The organism is Nostoc sp., from assembly GCF_036917655.1.
Lineage (GTDB): Bacteria > Cyanobacteriota > Cyanobacteriia > Cyanobacteriales > Nostocaceae > Nostoc.
In genome coordinates, this window is the sequence record NZ_JBALCY010000063.1 from 96899 (window position 1) to 110128 (window position 13230).

8 protein-coding genes and 1 CRISPR repeat array are annotated in these 13230 nt (G+C 42.0%); of the genes, 5 read left to right on the plus strand and 3 right to left on the minus strand.

Annotated features, from left to right (window positions below):
* Positions 1-89: 89 nt before the first annotated feature.
* Positions 90-758 (plus strand): peptidoglycan-binding domain-containing protein, encoded by a 669-nt coding sequence (locus tag V7K30_RS21695; RefSeq protein WP_335002765.1) that lies wholly within the window; start codon positions 90-92, stop codon positions 756-758.
* 257 nt (positions 759-1015) lie between these two features.
* Here V7K30_RS21695 and wecB read toward each other — a convergent pair whose 3' ends face one another.
* Together wecB and V7K30_RS21705 are read right to left on the minus strand one after the other, a co-directional pair.
* Complete coding sequence (wecB, locus tag V7K30_RS21700; RefSeq protein WP_335002767.1) at positions 1016-2146, minus strand: non-hydrolyzing UDP-N-acetylglucosamine 2-epimerase; 1131 nt, start codon at positions 2144-2146, stop codon at positions 1016-1018.
* 273 nt (positions 2147-2419) lie between these two features.
* Entirely contained in the window at positions 2420-2794 is a 375-nt protein-coding gene (locus V7K30_RS21705) for a hypothetical protein (RefSeq protein WP_335002769.1), read from the minus strand.
* A 733-nt stretch (positions 2795-3527) separates the two neighbouring features.
* Here V7K30_RS21705 and V7K30_RS21710 point away from each other — a divergent pair.
* Together V7K30_RS21710 and V7K30_RS21715 are read left to right on the plus strand one after the other, a co-directional pair.
* Positions 3528-4802, plus strand: coding sequence for a type IV pilus twitching motility protein PilT (locus V7K30_RS21710; protein WP_335002770.1), 1275 nt, complete (start codon positions 3528-3530; stop codon positions 4800-4802).
* A 211-nt stretch (positions 4803-5013) separates the two neighbouring features.
* Positions 5014-5781 (plus strand): circadian clock KaiB family protein, encoded by a 768-nt coding sequence (locus tag V7K30_RS21715; protein WP_335002772.1) that lies wholly within the window; start codon positions 5014-5016, stop codon positions 5779-5781.
* Positions 5782-6261: 480 nt separating this feature from the next.
* A CRISPR array of direct repeats spans positions 6262-7896; the repeat unit is 37 nt; unit sequence ATCGCAATCAACTAAAATCCCTATTAGGGATTGAAAC.
* Between the two features lie 254 nt (positions 7897-8150).
* Here the strand turns inward: V7K30_RS21715 and V7K30_RS21720 are convergent.
* On the minus strand, positions 8151-9065 hold the full coding sequence (locus V7K30_RS21720; RefSeq protein ID WP_335002774.1) for a M23 family metallopeptidase: 915 nt from the start codon (positions 9063-9065) through the stop codon (positions 8151-8153).
* 210 nt (positions 9066-9275) lie between these two features.
* On the opposite strand from V7K30_RS21720, the gene V7K30_RS21725 reads away from it, so the two are divergent.
* Positions 9276-10397 (plus strand): RNA-guided endonuclease InsQ/TnpB family protein, encoded by a 1122-nt coding sequence (locus V7K30_RS21725; protein WP_335002776.1) that lies wholly within the window; start codon positions 9276-9278, stop codon positions 10395-10397.
* A 632-nt stretch (positions 10398-11029) separates the two neighbouring features.
* A complete protein-coding gene (ltrA, locus tag V7K30_RS21730) occupies positions 11030-12772 on the plus strand; it encodes a group II intron reverse transcriptase/maturase (RefSeq protein WP_335002778.1) in 1743 nt (580 codons plus the stop codon).
* Positions 12773-13230: the final 458 nt, after the last annotated feature.

The following is a 13230-nucleotide window of genomic DNA, read 5'->3' on the forward strand; positions in this document are numbered from 1 at the left end:
CAATGATATAAAATATACTAAGAATAAATACAGAGAAAAACCAAGTAATTCTCTGTAAGGACTCATTTTTTCACATAAAGGAGCGCATTATGGAATATCTTGCTTATTCCCACATGTTTATTGCTCAAGAAGAGGCATCTGGAAACACCAAATATAATCCGTCTAAATCTCAATTAAATGGCAGAAAACCTCTTAAATCCTCCGACATAGTTATTACTAAGGAAGAGGCATCTGGAATCAGCAAATCTAAATTCAATTGGAAAAAACTTCTTAAATCTTCGGCTTGGTTAGCTTTAGCTGGTGTTGGTGTATTACTTATTGCTGCTGCCCAAATTCAAATGAGTTCGGCTGCATATGTAAAGACTAACGGTAGTTGTTTGCGTATCCGTACAGGGCCAAGCAGCAGCTACTCTTATGTGGACTGTGTATCAAATGGCGCAACACTTCCAGCGATTGAAAGGTATGAAAACGGTTTTGCTCGGCTTTCTACGGGTAGATACGTTTTTGCCCGATGGGTTGGTGATAAACCTAACAGTCTTCCTACAACTAGTCCTGGTGGTGTTGGCGGTTCGGTGATTCTTACCCCTGGTTCTAGAGGTCTGCTTGTCAGAGATGTTCAGACAGCTTTAGGTAATCTCAGAGTTGATGGAATTTATGGTCAAGAAACTGTTAATCAAGTCCGAAGCTTTCAGGCAAGTAAAGGTATACTTGTAGATGGCGTGGTGGGGCCCGAAACTAGAGCAGCTCTGGGTATTTAGCCAAAAGCCACCCTTTGAAAATCTCTTTTCCAAGTTGTACCTGTTTTCTTTTGGGATGGAGAGAAATCTAAGGTAAGGTAAGTCTTAGATTAATACTTATCCTATCAAAGACGCTGCGCAAACGGAGCGTCTTGCCCATCTTAAGGCGGGCAAGATGCCCACCCCACAACATTGAAACTGTGTTGAATGCAAATGAGAAAAGCCAGTTTTATGCACCCTAAAAAACAGAAATTTTGCATTTTGTTTAATCTAAGTTTTTAAGTTGATGTTTCTGATGAAAGACCCAAGTAATTTTGCACAATCTGCAAGATGCGCTCTGCTGCATGACCATCCCCAAAGGGATTAATTGCATTTGCCATTGCTTCATAAGCATCTGGATCACTGAGTAACTCAGTAGCATTTGCAAAAATGTTCTCACTCGTAGTGCCTACAAGTTTAGCTGTACCAGCTGCAACAGCCTCCGGTCTTTCGGTGGTATCTCTCAAAACCAGGACTGGTTTTCCCAAACTGGGGGCTTCTTCTTGCAAGCCACCAGAGTCAGTGAGCAAAAGATGCGATCGCCCAATTGCTCCCACCAATTCGCCATAATCTAGAGGATCTGTCAAGAAAATTCGGGGATGATTTCCTAAAAGTTGCTGCAATGGGACTCGCACTGTCGGATTGCGGTGCAATGGTAATAGCAAAGCTGTATCAGGAAACTTGTCTAAAATTTGTAAAAAGCCCTGAGCGATCGCTAACAGAGGTTCTCCCCAATTCTCCCGACGATGAACTGTTGCTAGCAGAACGCGATATGAATCCCAGTCTAAGCCTGGTACATTACAAACTGTTTGGGTTGCAGCTACATTCAACAGCGCATCAATTACCGTGTTACCCGTCATGTGAATCTCACCCAAAACACCAGAACGGTGCAAATTTTCCACAGCCCAAGGAGTCGGCGCAAAGTGCAACTGAGTAATTTGAGAAATCAACCGCCGATTAGCTTCTTCTGGGTAAGGATTGAAGATATCATCAGTTCTTAACCCTGCTTCTACATGACCAACAGGGATTTTTTGATAAAAAGCTGCCAAAGCTGCGGCAAAAGCCGTGGTAGTGTCTCCCTGCACCACCACTAAATCTGGCTTTTTCTCCTTGAATAACGCTTCTAACCCTTGTAAACTACGGCAGGTAATATCATTTAGAGATTGCTGAACCTGCATAATTTCCAAGTCATAATCTGCCTTGATGTTGAACAGCTGCATAACTTGCTCAACCATCTCCCGATGCTGTCCAGTTAGAATTACTTGCGACTCAAAACTTGAAGACTTTTGAAAAACCTGAATCACAGGAGCTAGTTTAATCGCTTCGGGACGAGTACCCAAGATAATGCAAACCCGTTTTTGATTAGTCATTTGTCATTAGTCATCTGTCATTTGCCAATGGTTATAGTCAATGGTCTATGGTCAATAGTCAATAGTTGGCGGTCAATCATCACACAAACCATAAATATAAATGGATAAATCACACAAGATATGAAAAAACCCAGCTTAACCGGGCAAATGCAATGTTTATCGAATTCAACTGTAATGACTACATCTTGATCTCACAAGTTCAAATCACAAAGAGCATGAAAAAACCCGGCTTAACCGGGCAGACGCACTGTTTGTCTAATTCACCTGTAATGACTAGATTTTAATCTCACAAGTTAAAGGGCAAGCAGCATAAACAGTACTCTGCATTTGGTCTGCCTCGCCATGCAGCCAGCTTAACCATTTGATTTCATTGGGATGAACTCCTTTAAGAGTTAGCACACCCGCAGCCAATACAACTGCCATGACATTAAACATGATTAAAGCGCCTGCTACAAGCAAAACAGCACTAACAGGCATCACAGATTGTAAGATAATCGACAACAGACATCCGACCGTAGCCATCAAGACAACTAGTGGAAAACCCACAACCAACAAACATACTGCCAATGTAAAAGTCCATATTAAAAAGCTTTTAATCATCAACAAGGAGTAGGTCTTTCCTAGATTAGAGCTTTGAGCAGAAACCATGACTTTTCCTCCCAAAAATACAACAGTAAATTTTAATTTCAGTCATATCTCGCTTTTCGCGAGTAAACTGATTTGTTTCTCAGTGAAATTTCAGTATATAAAAACTAATCGGGAAAATGAGCATTTGTTTACTAAAGTTTACAGTTAATTTTTTATAATTATGGATGCAAAGTCCATTTTCTATCTATTAAAAAAACTTGTTACCTGCATCTATCTTGAGGTATATCACCTAAAAGGTATGAGCTTTTAACTTTGATCCCCAGGATATTGCTCCTATTCAACTTAACATTTCTTATAAAAATTCCTAGCGGTTCTCATAATTCATAGATGGGCTGAATAAATGATCTACTAGTGTTTGTGCAGTTAATTGCTGGCAATTCGTGTTCATGCGTGGGATAAATTTCTCATCTAGGGGCTGAGAATATTTATGTTTAATGCAAAGTATCATAAACTGCAAAAGCTTCTATGTGTTTTTGCTGAGGTGTTTTGAGTCCTTGCGTGTGTTAAACCAGGTTAGATAGGTTAAATAATTTATCTAAATATTCTGAAGAGTGGAATCTCAGGAAAAAAAGATACAAATTGAGGTGGATGAAATGGATTGACCGTGGTTCTAGAGTTTCAATCGCCTCCCATCACCGCTAGGGCTTGTACGCAAGCATTCTCCAAAAGTCATCGAAGCAAGTGACTTGAGTTCTCGTTAATTCAACTTTTTAACTGCCAAATGTGAAGATATATGACAGAATCACACTCTCCATTAAATTCTAACTCTGCTACCGAACGTAACCTGCCACCAATGCCGCCACCACCGCCAACGTTTAGTACGCAGCGGCAAATGACACAAACATTAGATATGTCAATGGATAGGAGCACTAAAGCGCCTGTTGCAGGGCATCGTCCGGGTAGTCCACCGCCAATACCTAGTTCAGTTCGCCCTCAAAACAGCACTCCGCAAATCACTCTAGCGCAGTTAATCAGGCTAGCTTACGATCAGGGATATTCTGACTTGCACTTGGGTGTAGGTGAAGTACCCCGCTTCCGCAGCCGAGGAGAAATTCAATCAACCGATTATCCAGAAACAGATAAAGAAATTTTCATGAATTGGTTGCGGGAAGTGATGAGTGAGGCGGAAATTCAGCGCTTTGAAGAAAGCTTAGAATTTGACGGAGCAACTCAGTATGACTTTGCTCGCGTGCGGATTAATGTTTTTGGTTCTCTTAAAGGGCCTGCAATGGTGTTGCGGTTGATTCCACTGAAAATCTTAACTATGGAACAGTTGAATTTACCGCCAATTTTTCGAGATATTTGTCATTATCACAAAGGTTTAATTTTAGTGACTGGGCCCACTGGTTCAGGTAAGTCCACCACAATGGCAGCGATGGTTGACTACATCAATAAGGAGATGGCCAAGCATATCATCACCATTGAAGACCCCATAGAATTTGTTCATCAAAGCCGCAAGTCTTTAGTCAAACAGCGGGAAGTAGGAATGCATACCCGGAAATTTGACAACGCTTTGAAAGCAGCTTTACGGGAAGACCCAGATTTGATTCTGGTGGGGGAAATGCGGGATAAGGAAACAGTTAACACCGCCCTAAAAGCCGCTCAGACTGGTCACTTGGTCATGGGAACCCTGCACACCAATAGCGCTGTCAAAACCATTGAGCGGATTCTCAATCTCTTCTCTGGTGACGAACAGGATGCAATGCGGGTGGCAATTTCTGAGTCTTTAGTGTCAGTAATTGCTCAAGGTTTGTGTCGCACAACTGACGGGAAGCGGGCTGCTTTCCATGATGTCTTGATTAACACTGAGGCTATTAAAGAATGGATCAAAGACGGTAAGTATGATGAAATTGGCGAGTTGATGAAACAAGCTGGCTTTGACGGCATGATTACGATGAATCAGTCGTTGCTCAATCTCTATCAAGATGGTCGCATCACTGAAGAAACTGCTTTGGAAATGTCACCAACTCCTAACGAAATGGCGCAATTTCTCCGAGGTCGAGTTTAAGATTGGGGAGATGAGGGACTGGGGACTGGGGATTGGGGACTGGGGATTGGGGATTGGGGACTGGGGATTTGTCTCGTTTCCAGTCTCCGATTGGGAATGAGATTTACGGGATTTTTCATGGGTTCCCAATTTTCTAGCTGATCCTGGTTGCGGTTATAGCTAAGGTAAAAGGTAAAAGAGAGAATTTTTTACTTTTAGCTTCCTAGCCTCTGTGAATAACTTGACGACAAATAAACTATCTACACCCCAGCTGTTTAAAGGCATTGCGCTATTTACACCTGGAGGAGATTTAATTTACTGCATCGACCCTAGCAAGCAAGGCCGATGGCACTTGCATTTGTGCTCGGCTTTGCAAGAAATCCTAGATTTACCAGAGCCACCGCACTTTTTAGTGCCTTGTTATACTGCAACTCTTGACCACTGGTTAGATCCGCGCACTCAACAAGTGCGAACTTTTGCTGAAGCTTATCCGGCTGTAATTAGACATCAAGCTTTGCTTAATGCGATTTTTGGCACAGGGGAGTTAGTATGGCAAGCAGCTCCCTGGCAGGAGGGATTGTGCGATCGCATGGTGTTAACAACTTATCGTTCCTCATTTGGGCAGCTTTGGGAGGATCACGATTTAATTGTCCGTCTAGACCTTTCTGAACCTGTGCCAAAATACCACCAACCAGTAATAGTACAAAAAAAGGAAGTAATCACACAAGGCTATGTTCTCCGCTTGTTTGTAGCAGGACATAGCAGTACCACCGAACGCATTCTGCAAAATTTACACGAATTATTAGAGCGATCGCTCGGACACCCTTATACTCTGAAGGTGATTGATGTTTTAACTCATCCAGAACAAGCAGAACTCAATCAGGTTTCTGCAACTCCTACCCTTGTCAAGGTTTGGCCTCACCCAATTCGGCGAATCGTTGGAGAGTTGGAGCATGTAGAAAAGATTTTACAGATGTTAGCTACTAAGGAAAAATTTTAAGTTTTATAACGATAGAATCATAACTACAAAGTGCATAGGCGTAGCCCAACCCAAACATCGCTTGCAGGTGAGCTAGATACAGTTTGGGGTAATAATCATGGCAATTGAGGGTTAAAGGTGAAACGCAGAGGGACGCTAAGGAAAACGCCGAGGTTTGATAGGTGGCAATTGTTTTCGCTAGGAATGAAAGAAAGTCTGTACTAAGCTCATGGATAATGAATGGCTTTGCAATCAGACTAGTTTTTTTGCCAAGTGCGCGAATGGGTAGGTGTTGGTGAAGAGGTGACTACAAAAATGGCTGAATTGCCGTGTATGCAAGGACTTGACGGCTGTAGAATCTTTAAACCATCCGCGCACCTTATTTGGACTGGCTTTCAGCTATTTTCGTTTATCACAATTGCCACTCCTCATGTTATGATTTTCGTATTCGCGCTATTGAACCTTGAAAACCAAATAAAACGGGGCTTTCAGACGCCTGCGATCGCAATCAACTAAAATCCCTATTAGGGATTGAAACTTTAGTAATTTCGAGATCAACGCGAACTTTTTGAAATCGCAATCAACTAAAATCCCTATTAGGGATTGAAACTTTGAATACTCAAATATTTAGCTATTTCTGACAAATCGCAATCAACTAAAATCCCTATTAGGGATTGAAACGGATGATGCGTAATGTATTGGTGTTCATTGTTTTATCGCAATCAACTAAAATCCCTATTAGGGATTGAAACCTTGATCATCCCCGACTCCCCTAATGCTTTTACATCGCAATCAACTAAAATCCCTATTAGGGATTGAAACCGCAATACCTTACGGAGTAGGGGGAGGTACTGTACTATCGCAATCAATCGCAATCAACTAAAATCCCTATTAGGGATTGAAACTGAGAATTATATCGTGAAATCCGATAGGCGCTTAATCGCAATCAACTAAAATCCCTATTAGGGATTGAAACAACAACTTGATACGTACCACCGACTGCCTGATTGCAATCGCAATCAACTAAAATCCCTATTAGGGATTGAAACTTTACGCTATACTAGCATCAGAACGGTAAAGACAAAATCGCAATCAACTAAAATCCCTATTAGGGATTGAAACAAAACCCACTGCCACAAAGATTTACGACACAAAATCGCAATCAACTAAAATCCCTATTAGGGATTGAAACCCTACTTGGTGGGATGAGAATAGTTATTTATTTGCATCGCAATCAACTAAAATCCCTATTAGGGATTGAAACGAGCGATCGCTAAAACGTGGTTAGCCGCCGCCGCTATATCGCAATCAACTAAAATCCCTATTAGGGATTGAAACGGAGATGGGAAAGCTTAGGGAAGGCGGATCGAGTTATCGCAATCAACTAAAATCCCTATTAGGGATTGAAACTGATTATGAACCAACCTACATTGTTTGATTTAGAATCGCAATCAACTAAAATCCCTATTAGGGATTGAAACTCCAGGATCTAGGGCCGGTAAAATACTATTTGGTAGCATCGCAATCAACTAAAATCCCTATTAGGGATTGAAACTCACTGAGGACGCGTAACCATTGCAGCGACTAACATATCGCAATCAACTAAAATCTCTATTAGGGATTGAAACCAATCGATTCCAATGTTTCTGAATCTATCTCAAATCGCAATCAACTAAAATCCCTATTAGGGATTGAAACTTTAATGCTTCACCTGCTTTCTGCGAAGCGTTATCGCAATCAACTAAAATCCCTATTAGGGATTGAAACAATCAGGCGGCACGAGATGAGAGTTGGCAGCCCATTCACAGATCGCAATCAACTAAAATCCCTATTAGGGATTGAAACAATCAGGTGATATCTAAGGAATTCTTTGGATAAGATCGCAATCAACTAAAATCCCTATTAGGGATTGAAACATAGTCTATATTTGCAATTCAATACCTGACCAAGCATCGCAATCAACTAAAATCCCTATTAGGGATTGAAACTCATAAAAAACTATGGGATACTGAAATTCAAAGTAATCGCAATCAACTAAAATCCCTATTAGGGATTGAAACTCGTAGACGCTGATCTTACTAGCGCTACTTTAGGCACTCATCGCAATCAACTAAAATCCCTATTAGGGATTGAAACAAATACAACATTTTTTAACCCCATACAGATAATTATGGAACAATACGCTTGGGTTAAGGATAATTGTAGGTTGGGTTGAACGTAGTGAAACTCAACAAAGTCCCGAAAATGTTGGGTTTCGTCCCTCAACCCAACCTACGCTGGTTTTTGGCTTTAACCCAAGCGGATTGAATTATGGAATCACTTAGCAAATTGATCAACTCAAGCGATCGCTTGCAATGTAGATAGTTATGAACAACTATTAGCGAGGGACTTTATGGCGATTTTGTTAAACTATAAAAACTGTCAGAACGCATCCGAGTCCCATTTCGCCAAACTTCCACTTTTTCGGGGCTGACTAAATAATAAAAACTCCCATTGTCTGCTCGATATCTGCCTTTACCAATATTCAAAGCTGTTATTTTTATAGGCTTGCTTGGATCTTGCTTCAACTGCCCAATATAAAATAACTGACCATTTTCTTCACAGACTTTTACACGAATACTTGCAGTCTCACCCTCAATGATGGTAACTCCATTGCATTTAGTATCAGCGCTAACAGGTGCAAAACCTATTGGAATTGGCTGTGAAGGTGAAAGTTGCTTTGCTACTGGGGGTGTCGAGACTAGGCGGTTCGGGTTATCCACTTGCTGAACTTTAGAACCAGAGGTAACACTTGCAGTTAAGGATGTCAAAAGATGAAGGGGGTCAACTGCTATTCGACCATTTGGATGAACTTCAAAATGCAGATGAGGTGCTGTACTATTGCCTGTAGATCCCATCTCAGCAATAATTTGACCTTGAATGACCTGTTGACCCTTGCTCACCAACAAACGGCGATTGTGACCATAAACAGTGATGCTGCCGTCGAGATGTTTAATAGTTATAGCATTGCCTAATCCCCAATCATCCCAACCTGCTTTGACAACTGTACCCGATGCAGCAGCAACAATAGGAGTCCCAGATGCCCCTGCAATATCAATTCCTTCATGTTGATATTTGCGGAAGCCTTGAGAAATAAACCCTTGAGTCGGCCAGATTAAGTTAGAAGCAGGGATAGGAGTTTGCCCAATTGGGGAATCGCCTGCTAACTGTGTTAGGGCAGATGTAGGTGTACTTAATACGGCGATTAAGGATATTAACACAACTAGTCCACAAGTACGGTATCGATAAACTGTAACTTTTTTCATAAATTGCAAGCCGATTAAAACAATAATTCAACGGGATCGCGGGAGTCCCCGCCCTCAACTCTTAGTAGGGCGGGGAGGGATAGCGGGTAAACGCACGTCTTACCTATTGCCGAATTTGTCCGCAGGATAAAAAGGCAATGGGTGAGCGACTGTTTTCCCAATTTCATAATCTTCATATACACAACTCACGTATTGAGGTATTATAAGATTATGAAGCAAGTCCTGACAGTATCCTGCAAGCTCAAAGTATGCTTTAAACAAGTTGCCAAAATTGATGCAACGTTGCAGGCTTTCACTGATGCTTGCGAATATGTGAACAAGACTGCACCTCCAACTTTGATGAATGAGTTGGCGATGCAGTCTTTGGTTTATCACAGCGTCAGGGCGTTGTTTGGGTTGTCTTCTCAGATGGCCATTCATGCGGTGAGAAGGGTATCTGGAAATCGCAAGACTGCCAAGCAGAAGGGAAAGCCTGTAACTGGCTTTGCTCCTACTAGTGCAACTTATGATGTGAGGACATTTAGCTTTCGTGAGAAAGACTGGACAGCTAGCCTCACGTTGATTGGTGGTAGGGAGCGATTTGGGCTTGCGATTGGCAATTACCAAAGGGGATTGTTGAAAGGACAAAACCCAAAAACAGCAACTTTGGTAAAGCGCAAAGATGGGACTTATTACCTTAATATTCAGCTTGAATCGGTTCCACCAACGCCAGAAGATACAGATAAAATACTCGGTGTTGACTTGGGGAGAACCGATCTCGCGGTTACGTCGGACGGAGACAAATTCAGTGGTGAAAAGATAACGAAAGTTAGAGACAAATACGCCAGAGTTAGGGCGCAACTCCAATATAAGGCTGCGAAAGGCACAAGAAGTAGTCGGCGAAGATGTCGGCAACTTCAGCAACGGTTGTCGGGTAGGGAGAGGCGTTTTCAGACTCACGTAAATCACGTCATTAGTTACCAACTTGTGAAGTCTGCCAAGAATAGCAATCAGGGTATTGCACTTGAAGACTTAACTGGGATTAGGGAACACACAAACAATCTGCCACGTAGCAAACGGGAACGCCGACTGTCTAATAGTTGGAGTTTCTATCAGTTACGGGAATTTATGACTTATAAGGGGATTAAGTTTGGCGTGAAACTGGTTCTTGTAGACCCACGATACACCAGCCAAACTTGCCACAACTGTTTGCATATTCATCCGGTTAGGGGTGAATCGTATCGCAGTGGTAAAAAGTTTGCTTGTGGTCATTGTGGTTGGGTTGGTGACGCTGACTTGAATGGCGCTAAGAAGTGCGATTCGTTCAGTCGAAACCGAGCAATCGGGGGATGACTGGCTTCTACAGGGTAATCCATAAGGATTGAGTTCGCACTTTAATCCCTTGTAGATGACAACTTTATAACCTTGCAGGTAAAACGCCAGTACCCTAGAAAACGTCAAGTCCTGCCCTCCAGACGTAGGAGTGAAAACATATCCCCCACTGTAGAGACTAGCCCTCAATCGGTGAAGCGGGGATAAAAGCGGAAAGAGCTACTAGCCTAAAAGTGGTGTCCCGTGAGTAAGTTCTTATGGATAACAAATGCTAAGTCACTGTCTGAATCATCGTTACGCCGAACCAGCGAAATAAGGCTGTTTGCGCTGGAAGTCCCAAAAGGGCATAGGAAAAGAAATAAGGGTGGTATGAGGATTTTTATCGGCATACCTACGTTACCCAAAAACCCGGTGAAAAGGTGACATCCTAACAGAACAAAACAAAGGTTACGAGGAACGAAGCAACTCACTTGATTACTCTCAAAGAGGTCGAATACTTTGAGTAGTCAGCTAAGACGAAAACTCTGGATTAAAACCAGGTAACAGGTGAGAGAGATTGGGTCAGAAGCTAACGCCTTGCTGTAACGGTAAGGATACGCCCACAGACACACGGTAAGACGGAAAGTATAGCTACCAGTAGCAATGAATAAGTCATGAACACGGCGTTAAAACCGATGTATGAATGGAAAGATATCAACTGGCGAAAGCTAGAGTGTAACGTTTTCAAGTTGCAAAAGCGGATATACCAAGCGTCTAGTCGTGGTGATGTCAAGTTAGTGCGTAAACTTCAAAAGTTGTTGATAAGTTCACGGTCAGCAATAGCAATATCAGTTCGTCGTGTAACCCAGGATAATCAAGGAAAGAAAACGGCTGGTGTGGACGGAGTTAAATCACTGACCCCAAAGCAACGTTTGACCTTGATAAATGAAATTAAAATGGGTTCAAAGGTCAAACCTACGCGCCGAGTTTGGATACCCAAACCAGGAACAGAGGAAAAAAGACCTTTGGGAATACCGACAATGTTCGACCGAGCATTGCAAGCACTTGTCAAACTGGTATTAGAACCAGAGTGGGAAGCGCGATTTGAACCTAACTCATACGGGTTCAGACCTGGGCGCTCATGTCACGATGCGGTTGGAGCAATATTTACTTCAATTCACTCAAAATCCAAATATGTGTTGGATGCCGATATCAGCAAATGCTTCGACCGTATTAATCACGAAGTACTTCTCAAAAAACTAAATACCTATCCAACCTTACGAAGACAAATTCGAGCTTGGTTAAAAGCTGGTGTTATGGATGGGAAAAGTCTGTTCCCAACTAATGAAGGCACACCACAAGGAGGGGTGATTTCACCTCTACTTGCGAACATTGCCCTACATGGAATGGAAGAACTGATTATGGGATTAGCCCCAAAATTCGATATGAGAGATAGTCGCGGTCATACTCTTGGATTGCGAGATAAAATCAAATCGATTTCATGTATCAGATACGCAGACGATTTTGTGGTTCTACATGAGGATTACGAAGTCATAAAACTGTGCAAGACAGAGATAGAGAAGTGGTTAAGTGACATCGGGTTAGAACTAAAACCGAGTAAAACAAGACTAGCCCATACCCTGAACAAATTAAAAGTCGAAGAACCTGGATTCAATTTTTTAGGATTCAACGTTAGACAATTTCCAGTCGGAAAATACAACTCAGGGAGTAAAAGCAGAGGTGGTTTATTAGGTTTTAAGACTATTATCACCCCCAGTAAAGAAAGCCAGAAAAGGCACTATAGAAAAGTGGCAGAAGTAATAGATAATTCGCGTGGATTAGACCAAGCGATGTTGATTAAAAGACTCAATCCCATTATACGGGGGTGGTGCAATTACTTCTCTACTGTCGTTAGCCAGAAAATTTTTAAAAGGCTATGGCACTTAGCTGTCTGGAAGCTTCTTAAATGGGGTCGTCATCGTCATAGAAATAAAGGTAGAGGGTGGATACGCCTTAAATACTTCAAAACAATAGAAGGCGATAACTGGGTATTCGCAACTGGGGAAGGTAAAAATTCCCTTAAGCTAATACAACATAGTTCCACAGAAATAAAGCGCTTTGTAAAAGTCAAAGGCAAAGCATCCCCCTATGACGGCGACTGGATTTATTGGAGTTCCAGAATGGGTGTACATCCTGAAGTGTCTACGAGAGTAGCAACACTACTCAAAAAGCAAAAAGGAATATGCGCTCACTGTGGTAGCTACTTCACAGATGGAGATTCGATTGAAGTTGACCATCTTGTTCCTACATCCATTGGTGGACGGAACTCATACGATAATTGGCAACTACTCCATCGGCATTGCCATGATAAAAAGACTGCCCTTGATGGCAGTCTCGGTAACAAATTAGCACATTAATAGTGCTAAACCTAAGCCACCTGTGGAACCCATAAATTAACGGGGAAAACTATATGTTGGCAACGACGTTCTGATGACAACAGCCGTTTTACTGAGGAGCGGAATGATGGGAAACTATCACGTTCCGTTTTGGAGAGCAGTGGAGGGGGTAACTCCTTCACTGACTTTAATTATTTCTGCAATTGGGGTTGTTGTAAACCAGCCTCGTGGTTCGGGCATTTCTTGTAAGTTAGAAGTACGTACTGCAAAGTATGTGCAACTAAGCTTGTTTGATATGATCAGGGCTTCTGAAAGCTCCCACCTCAGCCCTTAGGCAGGTGGGAGTTGTTTACATAGTTTCTGATTATTTGCTGTTTCAAGCTGACTTGCAATATATCAGGAAATTAAATTTTAAAAGTTACACTGACTTTGTGGGTGCTGTTTAGTGCTTTGAGAACGAGGAACTTTTAGTAAGTCTT